Source organism: Methylocystis sp. sgz306128, assembly GCF_056032725.1.
Genome location: NZ_JBVYWO010000001.1, coordinates 445,755 through 467,931, shown reverse-complemented (window position 1 = coordinate 467,931; position 22,177 = coordinate 445,755). Strand labels below are relative to the sequence as shown.

General features: G+C 59.1%; 22 protein-coding genes. 10 read left to right on the top strand and 12 right to left on the bottom strand.

The annotated features are described in order from the left end of the window. The first annotated feature begins 25 nt into the window (after positions 1 to 25). Positions 26 to 229 carry a hypothetical protein gene (locus AC0N03_RS02240; protein ID WP_474286803.1) on the top strand — a complete coding sequence of 68 codons (204 nt, stop codon included), beginning with the start codon at positions 26 to 28 and terminating at the stop codon, positions 227 to 229. Positions 230 to 241: 12 nt separating this feature from the next. Here AC0N03_RS02240 and AC0N03_RS02235 read toward each other — a convergent pair whose 3' ends face one another. The 3 genes from AC0N03_RS02235 to AC0N03_RS02225 form a co-directional block, all read right to left on the bottom strand. Then, entirely contained in the window at positions 242 to 820 is a 579-nt protein-coding gene (locus AC0N03_RS02235) for a DUF1254 domain-containing protein (RefSeq protein WP_474286802.1), read from the bottom strand. Further along, positions 817 to 1,410 carry a DUF1214 domain-containing protein gene (locus AC0N03_RS02230; RefSeq protein WP_474286801.1) on the bottom strand — a complete coding sequence of 198 codons (594 nt, stop codon included), beginning with the start codon at positions 1,408 to 1,410 and terminating at the stop codon, positions 817 to 819. Before AC0N03_RS02230 ends, AC0N03_RS02235 begins: the two co-directional genes overlap by 4 nt. Positions 1,411 to 1,505: 95 nt before the next feature. Then, a complete protein-coding gene (locus AC0N03_RS02225) occupies positions 1,506 to 3,755 on the bottom strand; it encodes a transglycosylase domain-containing protein (protein ID WP_474286800.1) in 2,250 nt (749 codons plus the stop codon). 145 nt (positions 3,756 to 3,900) lie between these two features. Here AC0N03_RS02225 and AC0N03_RS02220 point away from each other — a divergent pair, with 145 nt between their 5' ends. After that, positions 3,901 to 4,392: a YcgN family cysteine cluster protein gene (locus tag AC0N03_RS02220; protein ID WP_474286799.1), complete on the top strand. Its 492-nt coding sequence runs from the start codon at positions 3,901 to 3,903 to the stop codon at positions 4,390 to 4,392. A 1-nt stretch (position 4,393) separates the two neighbouring features. Then, positions 4,394 to 4,810: a SufE family protein gene (locus tag AC0N03_RS02215; protein WP_474286798.1), complete on the top strand. Its 417-nt coding sequence runs from the start codon at positions 4,394 to 4,396 to the stop codon at positions 4,808 to 4,810. Here AC0N03_RS02215 and AC0N03_RS02210 read toward each other — a convergent pair whose 3' ends face one another. Continuing rightward, entirely contained in the window at positions 4,811 to 5,647 is an 837-nt protein-coding gene (locus AC0N03_RS02210) for a DUF6456 domain-containing protein (protein WP_474286796.1), read from the bottom strand. Next, positions 5,634 to 6,002, bottom strand: a complete 369-nt coding sequence (locus AC0N03_RS02205; RefSeq protein WP_474286795.1) for a helix-turn-helix domain-containing protein — start codon at positions 6,000 to 6,002, stop codon at positions 5,634 to 5,636. Before AC0N03_RS02205 ends, AC0N03_RS02210 begins: the two co-directional genes overlap by 14 nt. 259 nt (positions 6,003 to 6,261) lie before the next feature. On the opposite strand from AC0N03_RS02205, the gene AC0N03_RS02200 reads away from it, so the two are divergent. Next, positions 6,262 to 6,534 (top strand): hypothetical protein, encoded by a 273-nt coding sequence (locus tag AC0N03_RS02200; RefSeq protein ID WP_474286794.1) that lies wholly within the window; start codon positions 6,262 to 6,264, stop codon positions 6,532 to 6,534. A 77-nt stretch (positions 6,535 to 6,611) separates the two neighbouring features. Here the strand turns inward: AC0N03_RS02200 and AC0N03_RS02195 are convergent, their stop codons facing one another. After that, entirely contained in the window at positions 6,612 to 7,055 is a 444-nt protein-coding gene (locus AC0N03_RS02195) for a Ros/MucR family transcriptional regulator (RefSeq protein WP_474286793.1), read from the bottom strand. 550 nt (positions 7,056 to 7,605) lie between these two features. Here AC0N03_RS02195 and AC0N03_RS02190 point away from each other — a divergent pair. Beyond that, positions 7,606 to 9,714, top strand: a complete 2,109-nt coding sequence (locus tag AC0N03_RS02190; protein ID WP_474286792.1) for a S9 family peptidase — start codon at positions 7,606 to 7,608, stop codon at positions 9,712 to 9,714. 26 nt (positions 9,715 to 9,740) lie between these two features. Here the strand turns inward: AC0N03_RS02190 and AC0N03_RS02185 are convergent, their stop codons facing one another. Then, complete coding sequence (locus AC0N03_RS02185) at positions 9,741 to 11,066, bottom strand: hypothetical protein (protein ID WP_474286791.1); 1,326 nt, start codon at positions 11,064 to 11,066, stop codon at positions 9,741 to 9,743. Between the two features lie 192 nt (positions 11,067 to 11,258). Here AC0N03_RS02185 and AC0N03_RS02180 point away from each other — a divergent pair, with 192 nt between their 5' ends. Continuing rightward, positions 11,259 to 11,858, top strand: a complete 600-nt coding sequence (locus tag AC0N03_RS02180; RefSeq protein ID WP_474286790.1) for a superoxide dismutase — start codon at positions 11,259 to 11,261, stop codon at positions 11,856 to 11,858. 70 nt (positions 11,859 to 11,928) lie between these two features. On the opposite strand, the gene AC0N03_RS02175 is transcribed toward AC0N03_RS02180, so the two are convergent. Then, a complete protein-coding gene (locus tag AC0N03_RS02175; protein WP_474286789.1) occupies positions 11,929 to 12,747 on the bottom strand; it encodes a ChbG/HpnK family deacetylase in 819 nt (272 codons plus the stop codon). Between the two features lie 46 nt (positions 12,748 to 12,793). Between AC0N03_RS02175 and AC0N03_RS02170 the strand changes: the two genes are divergently transcribed. Together AC0N03_RS02170 and murJ are read left to right on the top strand one after the other, a co-directional pair. Beyond that, complete coding sequence (locus AC0N03_RS02170; RefSeq protein ID WP_474286788.1) at positions 12,794 to 13,762, top strand: glycosyltransferase family 2 protein; 969 nt, start codon at positions 12,794 to 12,796, stop codon at positions 13,760 to 13,762. After that, positions 13,763 to 15,310 (top strand): murein biosynthesis integral membrane protein MurJ, encoded by a 1,548-nt coding sequence (murJ, locus tag AC0N03_RS02165; RefSeq protein WP_474286787.1) that lies wholly within the window; start codon positions 13,763 to 13,765, stop codon positions 15,308 to 15,310. Here murJ and AC0N03_RS02160 read toward each other — a convergent pair. Beyond that, complete coding sequence (locus AC0N03_RS02160) at positions 15,307 to 16,176, bottom strand: branched-chain amino acid aminotransferase (RefSeq protein ID WP_474286786.1); 870 nt, start codon at positions 16,174 to 16,176, stop codon at positions 15,307 to 15,309. The two genes, murJ and AC0N03_RS02160, sit on opposite strands and share 4 nt — an antisense overlap. A 115-nt stretch (positions 16,177 to 16,291) precedes the next feature. On the opposite strand from AC0N03_RS02160, the gene AC0N03_RS02155 reads away from it, so the two are divergent. Further along, on the top strand, positions 16,292 to 16,939 hold the full coding sequence (locus AC0N03_RS02155; RefSeq protein WP_474286784.1) for a haloacid dehalogenase type II: 648 nt from the start codon (positions 16,292 to 16,294) through the stop codon (positions 16,937 to 16,939). A gap of 1 nt (position 16,940) precedes the next feature. After that, a complete protein-coding gene (gene panC, locus AC0N03_RS02150) occupies positions 16,941 to 17,801 on the top strand; it encodes a pantoate--beta-alanine ligase (protein WP_474286783.1) in 861 nt (286 codons plus the stop codon). A gap of 71 nt (positions 17,802 to 17,872) precedes the next feature. Here the strand turns inward: panC and AC0N03_RS02145 are convergent, their stop codons facing one another. The 3 genes from AC0N03_RS02145 to AC0N03_RS02135 form a co-directional block, all read right to left on the bottom strand. Then, positions 17,873 to 18,085 (bottom strand): alkylphosphonate utilization protein, encoded by a 213-nt coding sequence (locus AC0N03_RS02145; RefSeq protein WP_474286782.1) that lies wholly within the window; start codon positions 18,083 to 18,085, stop codon positions 17,873 to 17,875. Positions 18,086 to 18,157: 72 nt separating this feature from the next. Next, positions 18,158 to 20,305, bottom strand: a complete 2,148-nt coding sequence (gene scpA, locus AC0N03_RS02140; RefSeq protein WP_474286781.1) for a methylmalonyl-CoA mutase — start codon at positions 20,303 to 20,305, stop codon at positions 18,158 to 18,160. After that, the gene (locus AC0N03_RS02135; RefSeq protein WP_474286780.1) at positions 20,302 to 22,140 is read right to left on the bottom strand and encodes a methylmalonyl-CoA mutase family protein; all 1,839 of its coding nucleotides are present in this window, start codon (positions 22,138 to 22,140) and stop codon (positions 20,302 to 20,304) included. The genes scpA and AC0N03_RS02135 overlap by 4 nt, the downstream gene beginning before the upstream one ends. Positions 22,141 to 22,177: the final 37 nt, after the last annotated feature.

The window sequence follows — 22,177 nt, the reverse complement described above, 5'->3', positions numbered from 1 at the left end:
GACATGACCAGTACAGGAGAATGCCATGGGATCGCTGATTCGACTTGACGAGCACCGAAACAAGAGAGCCGTCAGACCCGCTGCCGCGCCCGGGCGCAGCGCCGATATCATCCTCTATACCGGCATCCAATACGTCCGCTACATCGGGCCCGAATCCGCACCGGAACTTCCCAACGATCATAATTCGGGCGCGCACATCGGCCCCCGCCGCCGCCGCAAACGCGCATAGATCTCATCGGGCTTAGTTTTCCGGCAGTTCGCTCGTATCCGTCACACAGGTCACGGCCCCGACCCTTTGCTCCGCCGCGGACCGCTCGTCCGGACGCTGCACCAGAGAGCGCACCAGGACAAAACCTTTGCTTTCCGGCGCGGGCAACCGCAATTCCGGCACCGGCTCATCGGGATTATCCTCAGCCTCGATCGCCTGCAACTGATTATCGGTCACCAGCAGAATATCGATGTTCCGTTTTGACGCAGCGCTGTCCGTCAGCGCAAAAAATGATGTTCCGTCCGGCTGGTGAAAAGAAATGGATAGAAATTCCAGCGCAGACACCTCGGTTTTGACGCGCAGGGGTCCGTCTGCCAGATTATAGGAGCAGGCTCCCGCCACGGTCGCGGGATCACTGATCAGGCGCGCTAGCAGTGGGTCAGGCAGCAGATGCATCGCGCTGTCGCGGTGCAGATTTCTCAGAATATGGCCTGCGTCCTGCGTCGCCAGCACCGGCATCAGCAACACTGCGCCGACATGCGCGATAGCCGCAAAAATGGCTGTCGCCAAACTCCAGAACACAATCCGGGACATGCGCGCGGCCCAGTTCATGGGCAATCCTGCGCGAGTATATGCGGCAGTTGCTCCCGCGAAATGGCATGAGCGCTGCCCAGCACCGACGGCTCGTAAATGTGCAGCAGAACGACGAAGTTTTGCGAGGGCGGCGTCGGCACATATATTCCTGCCCGCACATCAGGGCCGGCTTCAACCGACCAGGCGCCATCGGCACTCCGCAGAACCTGCGACGAGGTGACGACAGACTTCTGAAACAACGAAGCCGCAGTCTCGCCTTTGTTGTCCTTGATCGTCAGTGTCCAGAAGCGTCCCGGCAAGGACCGGCCTTCTATCCGGTAATGACAGGCCGAACGCAAAGTGCTGCCCGCATCGTCCTGCATGGCGGATAAGGCCAGCCCCTCGGAGACGCCAAGCGCCACAGCGCCGTTATAGGCCAGATACGCGCGGGTGTAAGGATCAGGGTCCATGGCCGCGCCCAGATCCGTCTGCCAGGGACCAACCTGCATCTGGCCAAAATGCACCTTGTGCGTCGCGATCCAGACCGCAGAACCAAGGCCAAGGGCAAGACCGGCGATCATGGCCAGCATCAGCCGGCCGAGCTGGCCCGCTCCTGCAATCTTGTCCAAGAAAATTCTCTGCATGACGTGGTGCTGTTCCAAGACTTGTCTTCTGTTTTGCCGTGTGCAGGCCGTTTTCGCAACCATATGCAACCAATTTGATATCAGGGCTGGCGCATGTCCGGATTGACGGTCTGCTGCCCGAGCGCGAGAGCCGGGAGCCGCGCGCCCTCGGCATGCGCAAACTGATCAGCGTCATCGGTCCCGCCCAGCGCCTCTTCCCTTGGCCGGCTCATGAGTTCTATGTCGTGCAGAACAGCCAGACCCTTGCGCGACAAGGTGGAAACGTTGGCGGGCAATGCGTTCATGTCAACGACCTTTGCCTGCGCCGGCCCGGCATTCGCGACATTGGCCGCAGCCGGAGGCAGGTCCTCATCGCCGGGTAATGGCCTGAGCTCGATGCCGTTATGGGCATAAGCCATGATGTCGTGCCAGGTTCTGGCGGGCAGCGAACCGCCAGTCATGCCGTTCATCGGCGTATAATCGTCGTTGCCGAACCACATGGCCTCGACGAAATTCCCCGAATAGCCGACAAACCACGCATCGCGCGATTCATTTGTGGTGCCGGTCTTGCCTGCCAGATGCACGCCATCAATCCGCGCGCCGCGCGCGGTTCCGTCATTGACGACATGGGTCATCATGCCGACCATCTGCTTGACGATGGGCAGCGGCAGAATGCGCGGCAGGTCGTCCGGCTGCGGCATATGCCGATACAGCACTTTGCCGCGCGCATCGCGCACCTCCAGCGCGGCAAAAGGCGGCGCACGATGCCCGCCGTTGGCAAAAGTGGCATAGGCCGAGGCCATGTCGATGACGGTGACATTATCCGCCCCGATCACCAACGACGGCGTATCCGGCAACGGCGTGGTAATGCCCATCTTGCGCGCGGTGCGCACGATCGCCGTGCGCCCGACTTTCTGATTGCCATTGCCGATGGCGATCGACAGGCGCACGGCCACCGTATTGAGCGAATGAGTCAGCGCCTGCCAGAGAGGAAGCCGGCCCATATACCGCCCGCCAAAATTATGCGGACACCAGTTGCCAATGCAGACCGGCGCATCCTCGACCATCGTATCGGGCGTGAATTTGCCGGTCATCAGCGCTGTTGTGTAAACAAAGGGCTTGAACGACGAACCGGGCTGGCGCTGCGCCTCGGTGGCGCGGTTGAACTGACTTTCGCCATAATCCCTGCCGCCGACTATGGCGCGTACGGCGCCGTTCGGCTCCAGAATGACAGTGGCGCTTTGTGTTGCATTATATCGGGGGCCTGAATCACGCAATGCATCTTCGATCGCCTGCTCGGCCCGCTTCTGCAACCCGAGATCGAGCGCCGTACGCACGACCAAAGTGCGCTCATTGCCGAATTTGCCCTCCGCTGCCAGCCGTTTGATCTCGTCATAGGCCCAGTCGAGATACCAATCCGGCGTGCTGATGGCCTGCCTGTCTATGGCGGTCGCCGGGTTACGGCGCGCCGCATAGACCTGCGCTTCGGTCATGAAGCCCGCTTCAACCAGATTGTTGAGCACGTCATTGGCTCTGGCGCGCGCAGCGGGCAGATTGACATGCGGCGCATATTTTGTCGGCGCCTTGAACAAACCCGCGAGCATGGCTGCCTCGGCAAGCGAAATATCCCTGATCGACTTGCCGAAGTAGAATTGCGCCGCCGCCTGCGCCCCGAAAGTGCCCGCACCCATATACACGCGGTCGAGATAAAGCTTCAGGATTTCCTGCTTGGAAATGTGATTTTCGAGCCAGAGCGCGAGAAAGGCTTCCTTGATCTTGCGCTCAATGGACTTTTCGCGGTTCAGGAACAGGTTCTTGGCCAGTTGCTGCGTGATCGTCGAGCCGCCCTGCGTGGCCCGCGAATTTTGCGAATCCACCATCAGAGCGCGCAGCGTACCGATAAAATCAATACCGAAATGATCGAAAAACCGCCGGTCCTCGGTCGCAAGCACCGCTTTGATGAAATAATCCGGCCATTGGTCGAAGGGCACGGAATCGTCATGCAGGATGCCGCGCCGGCCCACTTCGTCGCCATGCCGGTCGAGAAAAGTGACGGCAATATCCTGCTTCTTGAGCCAGTCGTCCGAGGTTTCCTGAAAAGCGGGCTGTGCGAGCGTGAGCGCCAGAACAGCCCCGGCCAGCCCGAGCGTCAGGGCCTCGCAGGCCAGTTCCACCGCCAGCCAGCGCAATCCCGAAACATACAGACTATCCATGAAATGCGCATAGCGGACATAGAATTCCGACGACCTGCGCCCGCCCTCGAAGAAGAACGTATCGAGCCAGGAATCAAAGGACAGCAGGCCATTGCGCCATGCCCTGAGCCATCGAGCCAATGTCCAGTTGCGTGCCACCTGAACGGGTTCCCTCTTTGCGCTTTGGCCGGTTCTTCCTTTTACCAGTTCAGGCCATGTTCCAACAAGTTAAAACGCAAGGCAAAAAATCTGTTTCGATTTGACGCGTGGCGCACTATGTCTTTTCGCAGTACTGGAAAGTTCGATGAGCAAGACAATACCGCCGGATGCGCCGTTCTGGCAGACGAAATCGCTGGAAGAAATGACCCCGCAGGAATGGGAATCGCTGTGCGACCGCTGCGGGCGCTGCTGCCTTGTCAAGCTGGAGGACGAGGACACCGGCGACATTCATTTCACCGACATTGCCTGCAAGCTCTTTCAATCCGGCGCCTGCACCTGTTCGGATTACCCCAACAGGCAGGCCAAGGTCAGCGACTGCGTGCGCCTTACGCCGGATCAGGTGCGCACGATCACCTGGCTTCCGCCAAGCTGCGGTTATCGCCTCGTGCGCGACGGCCAGCCGCTGATGTGGTGGCATCCGCTTGTTTCGGGCTCGCCGGAAACGGTTCACGAGGCAGGAGTTTCGGTGCGCGGGCGTATATCCGCCTTTGAGGATGATGTCTCGCTCGAGGACATTGTCGATCATATCGTCACATGGCCCAATCGCCTCCCCAGATCAGCACGAAAGAAACCTTGATATGACGCTCGACGAACTCATTGAAAATTTTGAATTCCTCGATGACTGGGAAGACAGGTACCGTTATCTGATCGAACTTGGCCGCGAACTGCCGCCCCTCGCTGACGCCGACCGGACAGATGCCAACAAGGTGCGCGGCTGCGCCAGTCAGGTCTGGCTCAAGACTGAACGGGACGTGCCCGTTCCGGGCAAATTCCGCTTTTCCGGCGACAGCGACGCGCATATCGTCAAAGGGCTGGTGGCCCTGATCATTGCCATTTTCTCCGGCAGAACCGCCGAAGAAATCCTGTCCTTCGACGCAATGGCGCTGTTCACCCGGCTCGGGCTGGCGGCGCACCTGACCCCGCAGCGCTCCAATGGCGTGCGCGCCATGATCGAGCGCATCCGCGCCGATGCCCGCGCCGCCATGGCGCAATAATCATGGCGCGTTGATAGAGGGCCGGTAACCGGCGGCTCCCCAATGGCGCATGCGCGCCTTCGCTGGTCCATGCGCCTCTTCCGTCAGGCCATAATGCAAAGCTAGCCGGTCGAGCGCCAGTCCCAGCACCACCTTGGCAGAGCGCGGTGGCCATTGGCGCTCGCGTTCCATCTGTTCTAGTCCCTTGAGAAAGCCGCACAGGTCAAAGAGCAGTCCGCTCATGTCCGGCCCGACTGCGGACAGCGCCTTGTGAACGCGCTGGCGCGCGCCAACGACCAGATCGGAATGCGCCATGCCGGGTGAACCGCCCGGCGCGCCCGGCATGGCCTGCCAGTTGGCCGTGACGCGCGGCAGCATCATCGCCATCGTCAGATCGGCGCGCAGCCGTTCGCCTGCCTGAAACTGCGTGGCCGATATCAGCGCCCGGCCATCTTTCCCCTTGCGTTTCAACAGCCAGTTGAGCGGGTTTTCAGCCTCGTTCACCATGCGTGCAGGCGCATCGTCCTTCGGGGCGGCGACGCTCAGTTCCAGATGACGGGCCTGCACGAGATCCGGCGCAGCTTCGCCAAACGTCTGACGGCAGATATAACCACGTCCCTCAGGCGTGATCGCGGCCTGCCCCTCAGCGGCGGCGACAAGCCCCTGCTCCACCAGCCAGTCCAGCGATTGCGCCTCGAATAGACCGCACGAAACCGAAACGCTGCCCTTGCGGCGACTGGCACAGATTTTGCCGTCATGGCGGGCATCGCGAACCAGACGCACACCCTCCTCCGCCATCAGCCGCAGCAATTTTTCGCTCTGCCGCGCGATATGCTTCATGGATTTAGGCGGCTTCATGATGCTTCTCCCCCCGGTTGAGAATTTCCGCCTCCAGGGCGGCCAGCCACCGGTCGAAGGCTGCGTCATCGCGCCGGTCTTCAACCAGTTCGCATGCGTGCTGCACAGTCGTGCGGTCGCGTCTGAACAGCGCTGACGTCGCATTATAGGAAAAGCCCAGCAGAGTATGCGCCAGATACATGCCAATCTGCCGCGCCAGCGCAATTCTGGCCGGCCCCCTTGATGTCTGCAGCAGCACATTGCGCTCGACCTGACAAACGGCCGAAACCCGGTCGAGCAGCCAATCGGCCTCCGCATCGGGCAAAGCATGTCTTATGGAACGGTTCTGGCAATGAGCCGAAATCTCAGGGCGCACGACAATTCTCCTTCATCTTGAGAACTGCCAATTTATAGGATTTTATTCTTATATCAATAGGTATATTTTGCTATTTTTAAGAAATTTGACCTAAATTGATATATATGTCTGAAATATATAGATAATATTACAGGTAAATATTCATTTATTAAATTTTATATTCAAAAATATCGCCATTCTCAAGATATTTATATCCTAATTTATTCACACCCCGCCAAATTGAGAGAAAATCATCCTAAAATATAGGATAATTTTCAAAATGCCTGAGCCCATCATTCATCGCCGCTGTTTACGAACCACCAATCCGCCACTTTCCTATCAGCGCCCTGTTCATCTGGCGCAACTCATCGGTGCCGAGGCCGCGAAAGCATGCACGCATGGCGAGAGCGCAAGGCGCGTCGTCATTTCAAAACTCAAGGCGGCACTGCGCAGGGAACGGGCGCGCATTGGCACGAAACAAGGCTATGATTTAAAAAGGCACCTGCTTCTGGTTCAGGCGCTGAAAATCGAAAAAGGCGAATCCGCCCGATAGAGATGGCACCCAAACGCAAAACGCTGCCCCGGACGGGACAGCGTTAGGAAAAACCGAAACGGAACGAAACAACCCAATCAGGCCGAAGCGCTGATCTTCTTCGTCACGCGGCGGCGGCGCTGCTGGCCGAGCCCCATCTCCTTGGCCAGCGCCGAGCGGGCCTTGGCGTAGTTGGGCGCAACCATCGGATAATCGGAAGGCAAGCCCCACTTTTCGCGGTATTGCTCAGGCGAAAGGTTATATTGCGTGCGCAGGTGGCGCTTGAGCGACTTGAAGCGCTTACCGTCTTCAAGGCAAATCAGATAGGTATCGGTAATCGACTTCTTGGGCGATATTGCCGGCTTCGGAGCTTCGACAACAACCGGAGCAGGAGAAGCCGAATTCACACGCGACAGAGCCGCATGAACATCGTTGATCAAAGACACCAGATCGCTTGCCGGAAGAGAATTATTGCTTACGTAAGCGGATACAATATCGACCATATATTGCATGTAGGTGTCATCATTGGCGTTCGGCACCATTATTATATCTCCTGTCTAAAATCATTAATGAAAAAATCAATTTTTGGCAAAAACTCAGCCTTTTAAACTCGAAATCTTGGAGTATCGTGACGATATATCAGATCAAAAGACTTTTCAAGTCTATAATGAACTAGACTTGCATTACTCTAGAGACGGATGCGCAATCCATCCAAATTAATGATTTTTCTCGATAAAATAATCATTACATGGCGCATTCATCGACGGCAGTTTTGAATTTTTCTTTTACTTTTTTGAAATTCTTTGCGGCGTGCCTATTCCGTCGGCTGATTTGAATGACATTCAGTCATGCGTCGCGCAACACATCACTGATTCGTGTTGACAAGTCGGCAATTGCCCAGCGACGATGTTGTTCGATTTTGAAATAAGCGCGACAGGATTCAATTTTTAACAAGTTGCTGGCTCAACGCCTTGTATGTTACAGCAGACAAACTGTTTCGTTGATCTTGCCCGGAACTGAACATCACAATAAAGATACATATTGTTCAAGTCTCTGATAATGGGCAATAAAATTGGCATCAGAAGCAAAATAATGAATGATTTTTCCAACAATCCCGGCTTTGCCGAAGCCACTGCGCCCGTTATTGAACAGCGACCCTTTGCGCAGTCGTTTCATGGGCAGACCCTGACCGATCCCTATGCATGGCTCCGGGCGGACAATTGGCGTGATGTTCTGCGCGATCCGGCGGCGCTTCCCGCGCAGATCCGCGACATTCTTCTCGCCGAAAACCGCTACACGGATACGGTTCTCGCGCCCACCGCCTCCCTGCAGAAAAAGCTTCTCGCGGAGCTGAAGGCGCGCATAGATCCGGACGATTCAGACGTGCCGATGCCGGATGGCCCGTTCAGCTATTACACCCGGTTCCGTCAGGATGGCCAGCACCAGCTCTTCTGCCGCATCCCGCGTAACGGCGGCGCGGAAGACGTGCTGCTCGACGGCGATGCCCTCGCCGAAGGCAAGGCTTTTTTCGATATCGGCGATGCCGGCCACTCGAACGACCACCGTTTTCTTTGGTGGAGCGCCGATATTCAGGGCTCGGAATTCTATACGATCCGCATCCGGGAGATCGCCCGGAACACCGACCTTCCCGATGTAATCGAACAAACGGACGGCAGCGCCGTTTGGGACCCGCTTGGCACGGCCCTCTACTACGTCCGGATGGATGAAAATCACCGGCCCATGCAGGTCTGGCGCCACCGGCTTGGCACACCCGCCAGCGCCGACGAACTGGTGTTCGAGGAGCGCGATCCGGCATGGTTCGTAGGGCTGGAGCGCTCGGCGGAAGGTCGCCACGCTGTGATCGTGGTCAAGGATCATGATTCGACCGAATGCCATCTCGTTGATCTGTCCGCCCCATGGCGTGAGCCGCATTGCGTGGCGCCGCGTGAAAAGGGCGTACGTTACTCCATCGAGCCGCATGGCGATCAGTTGTACATCCTCACCAATCGAGGCGGTGCCGACGATTTCAAGATCATGACTTCACCGCTGGTGCAGCCGGAGCCTGAAAACTGGCGCGATCTGATTGCCGAGCGCCGCGGCTGCTTCATTCTGGCGTTCTCGGTCTACCGGGATTTCATGGTGCGGGTGGAGCGGGAAAATTGCCTGCCGCATATTGTCGTGCGCAGCTTTGCCGATGGCAGCGAATTTCGTGTCGATTTTCCAGAGGAGGCCTATTCGCTGGACATCGATGACATGCTTGAATTTGATACGCAGATTATCCGGTTCGACTATTCGTCGATGACCACCCCCACCGAGACTTACGATTTCGACATCCGCACCCGCGCACGCACCCTGCGCAAGCGCAAGCTGGTGCCGAGCGGCCATCAGGCAGAAAATTATGTGACCAAACGTCTTTTCGCCCCGACGGCGGACGGCGAACTTGTGCCCGTGACATTGCTTTACCGCCGCGACTGCCTCCTGCCCGCCCCCCTGCTGCTCTATGGCTACGGCGCCTATGGCCATGCCATGCCGGCCCATTTTTCCACCAACCGCCTTTCGCTCGTCGATCGTGGTTTTGTCTATGCCATTGCCCATGTGCGCGGCGGCACGGACAAGGGCTGGAACTGGTACAAGAACGGCAAGCTCGAGCACAAGCTCAACACATTCACGGATTTTCTGGCCAGTGCTGAATATCTGATCGACGAGGGCATCACCCAGACGGGCATGATCGTGGCTCAGGGCGGCAGCGCGGGCGGGATGCTGATGGGCGCGATAGCCAATATGGCGCCGCACCTTTTTGCCGGTATCGTGGCGGATGTGCCCTTTGTCGATGTGCTGAACACGATGCTGGACGCCAGCCTGCCCCTGACTCCGCCCGAATGGCTCGAATGGGGTAATCCGATCGACGATCCAGAAGCCTTCGCCCGCATGAAGGCCTATTCGCCTTATGATAATGTATCGGCGCAGGCCTATCCGCCAATTTTGGCGCTGGCCGGGCTGACTGATCCGCGCGTGACCTATTGGGAGCCGCTCAAATGGGTGGCGAAGCTGCGCGCATCCGGACGCGGCGCTGGTCCTATATTGATCAAAACCAATATGGATGCAGGCCATGCCGGCGCAAGCGGACGCTTTGACCAGCTCGAAGAAGTGGCACTGATTCAGGCTTTCGCTCTGGCGGCCTGCGGTCTGGTTAACCGCTGACCCGCACCCGCGCGCTGCGCGACGACCTAGGCTTCGTCGCTCTCGGCCTGACGCTTTTCAATAAAGGCCCGCAGTTCCGCCATGGACGAAAAGCGAAACACGCCATGTTCGTTTTCCGCCTCGACGGAACCGTCGGAATACATGGCATAAACCGTTCCGGCGGCTTCATAGCGGCCCACAACCGTCGGCTCAGGCGTCTTGCCCGCAGCGACCGCCGCCACAGGCTCTTCAACCGCTTCCGGTTCCGCGACCTGCTCCGCTTCAATGTGGCCAGGCTCATCGGCGCTGGCCATTTCTGCAACTTCGGATACAGCCGATATTTCGACGGAAGCGGGCGCGGATTCCAAAACGTCTGCCGGTGCGGACGGCGTTGAAGCCATTTCCGCCGAAGAGAGGTCTGCCTCGGGAATTTCCTCTTCTGCGTCTGCGGCCGGCACATCAAGCTCCTGCACTTCCACCTCACGCACGGCGGCGGTGAAGGTCAGTTCGGTTTCGCGCCTGCTGCCGGTCAGGGCTTCCTGCAGCCAGTTGAGCGACCTACGGTCATCCTCGTTCAAGAATGCACCACCAGAAGAAGTCTCTTCGGCGGCCTCGGCAATCTCATCGGCCGGCGCGTTGGCCTGCAATGTGGGTATCACTTCGTCGGGTTCTGACGGCTCTTGCTGCACGGGCGGTGCAAATTCCGCAGCAGGAACCGGCTCTTCTGGCGCAGGTCTCTCAACCGGCGTGAACTGCGGCCGCTCGAATGCTGGCTTGCGCAGGAACGAGGACAGGAACGGAGCACGCACCGACAGCGGTTCACGGGCAGACAGCGGCTCACGCACCGAAAGCGGTTCACGGACAGACAAAGGTTCACGCGTCGTCAGCGGCTCACGCGCGGCTTCGGGTTCTGGCGCGTCATGAACTGGCGGCGCAAATTCCGTCGCCTCCGGCTCCGGCTTTTGCGGAACGGCAATTTCAGGAGCCGGTGTTTCCGGCGCGAAAATATCGGGTTCGGACCGGGCGGACGAAAGTGTGCTCATGGCGCTGGCAAATACCGGGGCGACGGGGGTTTCAACCTCTGGTTCTGGCTCCTCTTCAGGCAGACGTACTGTCTCAGCGCGGAAATGCTCCGTCACGACTTCGATCGGCGGCGCGATCGCGCCGCTCTGCTGCAACAACCGAGATATTTTACGCAACTGGAATGACATCAGGCCCAGCACAAAAATCAGCGTGCCGCCGGTAAACATGCTCGCCCCCGCGATGACCGAGGTCCAGCCGCGTTCGATCTGAATATAGTCGAGACCAGAATAGGCCGTCCCGCCCCCAAAGCCGGCAAGTATGATGCCAATGGCTATGATGATCCAGGCCATGTCCGCTCCTTACGCAATAGACAAACCGCAAGCATTTGATTCATGAACAATATGTTTGAATTTTCGCAAATTGCCAGCACAATTGTGGCCCTGCAAACGCCCTTTCCCGCCTTTGATGCCTTGTCGCCGCGCCTGACGCAGATTAAGTTAGCGCCAGAGGCGCATTTCCGCGCCCATCCAACAGGAGCTCCCATGTCCTTTACACTGCCCGAACTCCCCTATGCGCATGATGCGCTGCAGCCTTTCATGTCGAAAGAGACGCTGGAATATCACCACGACAAGCATCATCTTGCCTATGTCAACAACGGCAACAACCTGCTCAAGGGCACCGAATGGGAAGGCAAGAGCCTTGAGGACATCGTCAAGGGTGCTTTCGGCAAGAATGCGGGCCTTTTCAACAATGCGGGCCAGCATTACAACCACCTTCATTTCTGGAAATGGATGAAGCCCAACGGCGGCGGCAAGATTCCCGGCAAGCTGGAAAAGGCCATCATCGAGAGCATCGGCTCTGTCGAGAAGATGAAGGAAGACTTCATTCAGGCCGGCGTGACGCAATTTGGTTCGGGCTGGTCCTGGCTCGCGGTCAAGGACGGCAAGGTGATTGTCTCGAAGACCGCCAATGGCGAGAGCCCGCTCGTGCATGGCGCCACCCCTATCCTGGGCTGCGACGTCTGGGAACATTCCTATTACATTGATTATCGCAACCGCCGCCCCGACTATCTGAAGGCTTTCGTCGAGAATCTCGTCAATTGGGAATATGTTGAAGAGATGTTCGAAAAAGCGATGAAATAATCGCCCGGTTTCAGTTTTTCACACCGGACAGCCCCACCCTGCCTGCGCAGTGTGGGGCGTTTTTTTTGCCTCAGCGATCAAAAGCCGACAAAACCGCGCCCTGACTTTGCAGCAGGCTCAGGAAGTCGTCCGACAGCAGGAATTCGAGTTCCCGTTCCCGTGAATCCGTCACAGGATCAACCGCCCGCAGCGCATCATCGACATGGCCGGGATGGCACATGATCAGATGATCCGGCCCCATCGCCATGAGATAACGCGCGAAATCGCCGCCATAACCGATGCCGGAAAAACCGGAAAAGCCGGAAAAGCCACGGTTGAGCCGATAACCGCGGGCGCGCGCCGCATCGGCGAATCCGTACGTGAAAAACGCCACCAGCAGCGCCTTTCTGATCTCGATGCCGCGCCTTATGATCCGCGCCAACTGGTCAGAACTGTCGCGCAACCAGATTTTGCCGCTCAGTTTTTGGGCGTCGAGAGCTGCAAACAGCGGATCGCGCACCGTCCTGAGACCATGCACATGCTGGTGTCCGTCAAGAAAACGCGGCGGGCCGCCAAAATGAACCTGAAAGGCCTCCAGTTGTGCGACAATCTCGTGATAAATCTCATCCGGATCGGGTTTGCCGTGCAAAAAATACTGCAAGGGCGGAAGCTGGCCCTCAGGTGCGGCCTGCCGCATGGCCGTCAGCGGCGCACCGCAGGTCAGGTTGAGATGAAGACCAAGCTCGACATTTTGCGCATAAGGTCTGATCAGCCCTGCCGCCTGCGGCCAGAACGGCCTGTTGGTCATGGCGGATGTCGCGCTCAGGCGTCCGGCTGCCACAGCCTCCAGAATGCCGCGGCTTACCGCCTCAGAAAGCGCATAATCATCTGCGCAAAGTGCAAAATGCATCGCGGCTCCGCTTGCCTTGATTGGTTCTTACGCATACCTCTAACGCATGACGCCTGACAATATTCCGACTTCAAAGCCCGACCTGAGCCTGATCATTCCGGTGCATAACGAAGCCCTCAATCTGGAGGCGCTCGTGAAGCGACTGACGCCCATTCTGGCAGATTTGTCGCTGTCCTATGAAATTCTTTTCGTCGATGACGGCTCGCGTGACGCATCGCTGCAAAAGCTGCACGAACTGGCCGGAACCTATGCGCATCTGCGCATTCTGTCGCTCAGCCGCAATTTTGGCAAGGAAGTCGCCCTCGCAGCCGGCATCGACCACGCCCGTGGCCGCGCCGCCATCATCATGGATGCAGATCTGCAGCACCCGCCGGAAGTCATACCGGAATTTGTCGCGCTCTGGCGTCAGGGCTATATCAACGTCTATGGCGTGCGCACCGACCGGGCCGCGGATGCGCCCTTCCGCCGCTATCTCACCTCGCATTTCTACAAAATCTTTGAAGCCTTTGGCGAGACGGGTCTGCCGCCGGGGGCCGGAGATTTCCGCCTGCTGGATGACAAGGCGTTGCAGGCGCTGCGCCGGATGCCGGAACGGGCGCGTTTCACCAAGGGTCTCTATGCCTGGATCGGCTTCAGGTCCATCGGCGTGCCCTTTACAGTGGAAAAGCGCGCGCATGGTCAAAGCTCGTTCAGTTATCGCAAGCTCGCCCGCTTTGCTTTCGACGGCCTGACCTCATTCTCGACCTTGCCTCTGAAAGTATGGACCTATATTGGTAGCATCGTCTCGTTGTTCGCGCTTGGCATGGCCGTCACCGTATTGGTTGACACCCTGCTTCATGGCAATGACGTGCCCGGATATGCCACAATCGTCATTTCCATCATGTTCTTTTCCGGCGTGCAGATTTTCTCGCTCGGCGTTCTGGGCGAATATGTCGGCCGGATTTTTGCTGAAGTGAAAGGACGCCCCCTTTACCTTGTCGCCGAGGAATTTTCCTCGCAGGAAAAGCAGGATTAAATGCTGAAAAGTCTGATCTCGGTCAGCGGTTTTACCCTGCTCTCCCGGCTGACCGGCTTCATCCGCGATATTTTCATCACTGCGATTCTGGGCCAGAACGACCTCTCTGACGCCTATAATGTGGCGACGCGCCTGCCCAATCAGTTTCGCGCCATATTTGGCGAAGGCGCCTTCAACGCCGCATTCACGCCGTCCTATTCCAAGGTGCTGGAACAGGGCGGAAAGGATGCGGCATCGGCCTTTTCGGCGCAGATATTTTCTTTGCTTCTGGCTTCACAGGTCATTCTGCTGGCGCTGGCCTGGCTGCTGATGCCGCAATTCACCTTCCTTCTGGCTTCGGGCTATGCGGCGGAGCCGGAAAAATTCGCGCTTACGGTTCACCTTTCGCGCATCACCTTTCCTTATCTGCTGTGCATGACGCTGGTGACCTATTATTCGGCGCTGCTCAATGTGCACAAACGCTTCGCCATCGCCGCCTTCACTCCCGTTCTGATGAATATCGCCATTGTCGGCTTTCTGCTGGTTGCGCGCTTCTTTCCCAATGCCGCCGTCGCGGCGTGCTGGGGCGTGGTGACATCGGGCTTTGCTCAGGTGGCCCTGCTGGCCTATTCGGTACGGCGTCTCAACCTGCTGGAGCGCATCCGCAAACCGGAATTCACGCATAATGTGCGTGAATTCTTTCGCATGCTCGGTCCGGCCATCATAGGCTCCGCCGGCGTTCAGCTGGCCATTCTGGCCGACACGCAGATGGCCTCCTGGCTGGGCAGCGGCGCACTTTCCTCGGTGTCGAACGCCGACCGGCTTTACCAGCTGCCCATCGGCGTCATCGGCACAGCTGCGGGCACTGTGCTGCTGCCGCAGATGAGCCGTCTGCGCGCCGCCGGCAATATAGCGGCCTCAATGGATGCGCAAAACCGCATGATTGCTGTGACTCTGGCGCTGGCCCTGCCCTTTTCCATCGCCTTTCTGGCCATACCGGATTTAATTCTGCGAGCGGCCTTCATGCATGGCCGGTTCAATGCCGCCGATGCCGAGGCTGCGGCCAAAGTGCTGGCGGCCTATGCATTCGGTCTGGTCGCGGTGCTTGTCATCCGCTCCATCGTCGCCAGTTTCCAGTCCGTTGGCGATACGCGCACGCCGATGATCATTTCCCTCCTGGCGCTGACGGTGAATCTGATCCTCAAATTCATTCTTGCGCCGGTCATGGGCATGTCTGGCCTTGCGCTGGCCACGGCCATCGGCGCGTGGATCAATGTCGGTCTGCTGATTTTCCTGGCGCAGCAGCGCGGCCTTATGCGCGTCAGCCCTACGCTGGTGGATACGGCTCTGGCGGCATCCATGGCGGGTCTGGCGCTCGATGTGGCGGTCAGCTTCGGGCTTGAGCCGATTCTGGCTGTCGCGCATCGCATCGGTCATTTCGAGAATGAAATCAGCCTGCTTATGGCGGGTACCGTTGGCGCGCTGGTTTATGGAATTGTCTTTTTTGGCTGCGCCCGCATCCTGAATGTCCGTTTTCTCTACCGCAACGCGACCCCGTCAAAGACCTAGCCGCTATGCGCGAATTGCCAATATAGCTCCCGCGCCTTTCGGTAGAACGGCCCGGGCTGGATTTCCCGCTCGTCGATCCGGGTTACGGGCATGACCTTGGCAAAATTACCGGCTGAAAATATTTCATCGGCACCGGCAAAAGCGGCATAGGACAGGCTCGTCTCGCGAGCCTCCACGCCGGCGGCGCGCAGCAATCTGAGCACACGCTGGCGCGTAACGCCGTTGAGAAACGTGCCATTTGGCACGGGCGTATAAACAACGCCATCCTTCGCCATGAAAATATTGGCGGTTGCGAGTTCCGCCACATTGCCGAGCATGTCGGTCAACAGGCAATTGTCGAACCCGCGCGCCTTGGCATCCATCAGCGCCCGGCCATTGTTGGGATAAAGGCAACCGGCCTTGGCGTTGACGGGCGCAGTTTCATAAGTCGGACGGCGGAACGGCGAGAGCGTGATGCTGGTTCCCTTTGGCTCCGGCATCGGCGCTTCGTAAAGCGAGATCAGAAACCGGGTCGAGGCCGGATTCGGCGGCACCGAGACATAACCGCCTTCTTCGGCCCAATACATCGGACGGATATAAAGAGCCGTCCCGGGCGCAAATTTCTTCACGCCTTCCAGCGCCAGCGCCATGATCTCCTCGGGGCTTTTCGTCGGCTCCAGCCCCATGGCCCTTGCCGATGCATTGATCCGGGCGCAATGCAGGTCGAGATCCGGCGTGACGCCCTCAAACGCCCGCGCGCCGTCAAAAACCGAGGATCCAAGCCAGAAGGCATGGGTGCGAGGGCCCCATATCGGCACGTTGCCCTCCAGCCAGTCACCTTCAAACCATGTCCATGTCTGCGACCAGTCCGGGGGAGAATATGTCACGTGCGCACCTCTTGTCTTTGGCGCCATGGGACAGCGTGCAGCGGCTTTCGTCAAGGCAAGGCTTGACATATAGCCCATGAAATTGATTGATCGCATCGATCAACAAGGGTGACTCATGCCGGATATTTTCGCGTTCGATGCCTACGGCACGCTTTTCGACGTGCATTCGGCCATTGCGGCCTTCCGGCAGGACATCGGCCCGCAAGCCGAGCGCCTCTCTGAACTCTGGCGCGCCAAACAGCTCGAATATACGTGGGTGCGCTCGCTTGCTGGCGCCTATCAGCCCTTTGACGCGCTCACGCGCCAGTCGCTTGATTTTGCGGCAGCGCGATGCGGCGGCCTGAGCGATGATCTGAAGACGCGCGTGCTTGGCGCCTACCGGACACTGCAGGCCTATGATGACGTGCGCCCGGCCTTGCAGCGCTTGCGTGACCGGGGCGCGAAATGCGCCATTTTCTCGAATGGCACCCCCGAGCAACTCAACGAGGCCGTCAACGCGGCGGGGCTGGGCGACCTCTTCGATGCGCTGATCAGCGTTGACCCGCTGCGGTGCTACAAGACCGATCCGCGCGCCTATGCTCTGGTGACGGGCCATTTCGGCTGTACGCCCGGACAAATCAATTTTCAGTCTTCCAACCGCTGGGACATTGCCGGGGCGCGCGCCTTCGGCTTTACCTGCAACTGGATCAACCGCACCGGCGCGCCGGATGAATATGCCGACCTGCCGCCCCACCGCATTCTGAACAGTCTGGAACAACTCTGACATGACCGCTCCGCATATCGTCGATACCGTTGCCAAACTTCGCGCCATGGTCGGCGTATGGCGCAGGCAGAACGCGCGTATCGCCCTTGTGCCCACGATGGGCGCTCTGCATGAGGGCCACCTCTCGCTGATGCGGCAGATGCAGACGGAGGGCTTTCTGGTCGTGGCGTCGATTTTCGTCAATCCCACGCAATTTGCGCCGCATGAGGATCTTTCACGGTATCCGCGCCCCTTCGAGGCGGATCTTGCCAAGCTGACCGAACTTGGCCTCGACGCGCTGTTTCATCCCGATGTCACGCAAATGTATGGCGAAGGCTTCTCAACCACCATTTCTCTGGAAGGGCCAGCCAAAGTCGGGCTGGAGGATCGCTTCCGTCCCGGACATTTTGCCGGGGTTGCCACGGTTGTGGCCAAGCTTCTCCTGCAATGCGGGCCGGATGTGGCCATTTTTGGCGAGAAGGATTATCAGCAGCTTGCCGTCATTCGGCGGATGGTGCGTGACCTTGACATACCCGTCGAGATCAGGGGCGGCGCCACGGTGCGCGAGCCGGACGGCCTCGCCCTCTCGTCGCGCAACGTCTATCTTTCCCAGAAAGAGCGTCTCGTTGCGCCGGAAATTCACCGCGCCCTGCAATGGTGCGCCCAGCATTTTGGTAAAGAGCCGATGGAGCATGTCCTGAATGCGGCGCGCATCCGCCTGGAAGGCTTTGGCTTCGTTCCGGACTATATTGAACTGCGCGACGCCGAAAGCCTCGCTCCTGTCAGCGCACTTGAGCGCCCCTGCCGCCTGCTGTTTGCCGGCCGGCTCGGCACGACGCGGCTCATCGACAACATCGCCGTCCTTCCCCGAGCCGCACATTGAGAAATCTTTGCCTTATCGGGGGGCTGCCGAAGCAAGCATGACGGGCGGCCTGCAGAGCGAACAAAAAGACACTACGCCTTTTTGAGAAACTCAACACGCAGGACAAGGCCCCTGACCTTATCGACGTTGCACTCGATGAGTTCTTCGTCGTCCGTGAGACGGATGTTCTTGCACAATTGGCCGCGCTTGAGCGTGACGGATGTGCCCTTGACCTTCAGGTCCTTGATCAGCGTGACGGAATCGCCGTCTTTCAAAATTGTGCCGTTCGAATCGCGGACGTCCATCACATCAAGCCTTTGTCGTTCATGTAAAACCGGGGTTAAAGACCGGCACGCGCAGATGCAAGGTAAAAAAGCTCAGCCCGGTCGCTTCTGCGCATATCCCAGCCTTATGTTGAGATCCTCCAGCAATCTGACAGCCGCGTCGGCAATCATCGTGCCGGGCGGGAATATGGCCGAAGCGCCGGCCAGCAGCAGCGCCGGAAAATCCTGGCTAGGGATCACGCCGCCCACCACGATCATGATATCGGGCCGCCCCAGCGCCTTGAGCGCATCGCGCACCTGCGGCACGAGGGTCAGGTGTCCTGCCGCCAGCGAGGAAATGCCTAAAATATGCACATCCTGCTCGACCGCGAGTCTGGCGGCTTCCTCGGGCGTGGCAAAGAGCGGGCCGATGCTGACGTCGAAGCCAAAATCGGCAAAGGCGGAGGCAATCACCTTCTGGCCGCGATCATGGCCATCCTGCCCCAGCTTGGCCACCAGAATACGCGGCGGCGCGCCGTCATTGGCGGCAAAATCACGCGTCAGGCGGCGAACAGGCTCGACACGCGCCTCGCCAGCCTCTTTGCTATAAACGCCCGATATCACTCGGGTATCAGCATTATGTCGTCCGAAAACCTGTTCCAGCGCCAGAGAAATCTCGCCTAAAGTCGCCTTTGCCCGCGCCGCCTCTATCGACAGGGCAAGGAGATTTGCACCGGATGCCGCGCCTTCGCGCAGGGCGTTCAGCGACGCGGCAACCGTCCCGCTGTCCCGCTCCGCCCTGAGGCGCTGCAATTTTTCGACCTGCTGCGTGCGCACGGCGGAATTGTCCACTTGCCGCACGTCGAGTTCCGGTTCGGAGTCGGGGCGGAACTTATTGACACCGATCACCGATTGCACGCCCGAATCGATGCGTGCCTGCGTGCGGGCTGCGGCTTCCTCGATACGCAGTTTGGGAATGCCCTCGGCTATGGCCTTGGCCATGCCGCCCAGTTTTTCCACTTCCTCAATATGGCTCCAGGCCCTCTCGGCCAGATCCTGCGTCAGCCTCTCGACATAATAGGAGCCGCCCCAGGGGTCGATGATGCGCGTGGTGCCGCTTTCCTGCTGCAGGAAAAGCTGAGTGTTACGGGCGATTCTGGCCGAAAAATCCGTAGGCAGGGCCAGAGCCTCGTCCAGAGCATTGGTATGCAGGCTCTGCGTATGGCCCTGCGTCGCCGCCATGGCTTCGATCTGCGTTCGGATGATATTATTGAACACATCCTGCGCTGTCAGCGACCATCCCGATGTCTGGCAATGTGTGCGCAAAGGCAGGCTTTTGGCCGACTTTGGGCCAAAAGCCTGCACAAGCCGCGCCCAGAGCAAACGCGCGGCGCGCAATTTCGCCACTTCCATGAAGAAGTTCATGCCCACCGCCCAGAAGAACGACAGTCGTGGCGCGAACTGGTCTATGGTCAGGCCCGCCGCAAGGCCCGCGCGGATATATTCCACACCGTCCGCCAGAGTATAAGCGAGTTCGAGATCCTGCGTCGCGCCGGCTTCCTGCATATGGTAGCCGGAAATCGAAATCGAATTGAATTTCGGCATATGCCGGGATGTATACTTGAAAATATCGCCGATGATGCGCATCGAATCCTTCGGCGGATAGATGTAGGTGTTGCGCACCATGAATTCTTTCAGGATATCGTTCTGGATGGTGCCGGAAAGCTTGTCCTGCGCCACGCCCTGCTCTTCCGCGGCCACGATGTACAGCGCCAGAACCGGCAGCACCGCGCCGTTCATGGTCATGGACACACTCATCTGATCGAGCGGAATACCCGAGAACAGCGTGCGCATGTCATAGATGGAGTCAATGGCCACGCCCGCCATGCCGACATCGCCCGCAACGCGCGGGTGATCAGAATCATAGCCGCGGTGCGTGGCCAGATCGAAGGCAATGGAAAGACCCTTCTGCCCAGCGGCAAGATTGCGGCGATAGAAGGCGTTCGAATCTTCCGCCGTGGAAAAGCCCGCATATTGGCGGATCGTCCATGGCTGGTTGACATACATGGTCGGATATGGCCCACGCACGAAGGGCGCTGCGCCGGGATAAGAGTTGATGAAATCCAGCCCATCGCGATCCTGTGCGGTATAGAGCGGCCTGACGGCGATGCCCTCCGGCGTCATCCACGGCGCGCTCTGCTCTGATGCTGCTTCATTCGGCGCGGAAAAGGCAATTTCGGAAAAATCGGGAATCCGGCTCATGGGTTGATCCCTCCCCGCACCAGCGCCTGTTTCAGCGCGTCCACAACATCGCAACCCGCAAATATGAACTGCATCACGCCGGCGGCCTTGAGCGCGGCTTCCAGTTCGCCGGGACGACCGGCAAAAGTCACGATGGCTCCGGCCGCATGCAGCGCCGTTGCCACCTTAACCGCCTCGGCAGCATAAACGGCATCGCTGGAGCACAGGCACGCAAGCTGCGCACCCGAAGCGCGAAATGCGGAAATCAGCGCATCCGGATCGGCAAAGCCGTCGATGCTCAGGGCCTCGATGCCGCCCGCTTCATAAAAATTTCTGGCAAACATCGAACGGGCGTTAAAATCCGCAACCGCGCCGAGATTGGCGAGAAACACTTTCGGCCGAACGGCCGCGGCTTGCGCCAGATCGCGCAGCGCCTCGAAGGGCTCAGCAAGGCGATGCGCAGGCAATGCCGGAAACGCTCTGGATGGGGCTGTCTGCTCGGCGGGCATAGGCGCAAGCACCGCGACCGGCGCTTCATGGATATTTGGAAATTCGCTTGATCCGGTGAGCGGAACCTTGCGCCGCGCAATGGCTTTATCCCGCTCCGCCCGCACCCGGCCGACCTCGGCCTGAAATGTGCCGCGCACCAGCGCCGCATAGAGGCCGCCGCCCGCCTCGAGTTCCTGAAACAAAGTCCAGGCTCTGGCGCAGAGTTCCTCGGTCAGCGCCTCATAGCCACCCGCGCCCGCAGCCGGGTCGATCACCTTGTCGAGATTGGATTCTTCCAGCAAAATCAATTGTGTATTTCGGGCAAGGCGCCGGGCGAAGCCATCCGGCAGGCCAATGGCCTGTGTGAAGGGCAACAAGGAAATATGATCCGCGCCGCCCAAGCCCGCCGCGAAAGCCGCCATGCCGGTGCGCAGCACGTTTACCCAGGGGTCGTGCCGCGTCATCATCCGCCAGGCGCTTTCCGCATGAATATGGATGGCTTGCGGCTTGAGCCCGCACGCGGCCTCAACTCTGGCCCAGAGGCGGCGAAGCGCGCGGAATTTAGCAAGACTCAGGAACTGATCGGCGTCGGACGCCAGGCGGAAGCCGATCAGCGCGCGCGCTTCGTCAAGCGCCACTCCGCCCGCTTCCAAAGCGCGCAGATAATCGACCCCACAAGCCAGCACGAAGGCGAGCTCCTGCGCCTCCGAGCCACCCGCGTCATGAATAATGCGCCCGTCCGGCCTGACGTAAGGCCCTGCAATTCCGGACGTACGCAGGCCATCGACCGCGGCGACAAAATGCTGGGCAAGCTGCGGCCAGGGCATTTGTCCGCCGCCCATCCGGGCAATAGCGCCCAGCGGATTGAGGCCGAAGGATATGTTGACGAGATTGGGGGCAATGCCAAGATCCTGAATATATCCGGCGATGAGCAGCGCCGCATCCTTGGTGTGCGGCGACAGATCGAGTTCGACCGGAATACCGTAATCGAGGCGGATGCCGCGAAACAGGGTGGCAAGATCGGCTTTCGTCGGCATGGGCAGTCCGAAACCGCGCGCCGAAACCGAGCCGTTGAAGACAAGATGCAGGCCGTCCGCGCCGCCGGCGAGATCGTCAAGCGCCTGCGCGTTGGCGGCCTCGAAATCGGGCGCGTCGACGCGCGCAAGAATATTCCAGCGGCCGGATTTGCGCCGCTGCGCATGGGTGCCGGCTGCGGGCGCATAAAGCGGGTCTATGCGAATGCCGTCGGCGGTGGCGGAGACGAGCCGATCGAAGGATGCGCCTTTCAGCGCGGCATCGACAAGCTCACGCCATTGCGCCTCGCTGGCGGGTGGAAAAAGATCAGCGAATTTATGGTCGGACACCATTGGCAAGGCTCCATCATGCACTGCACCATTGTTTTGC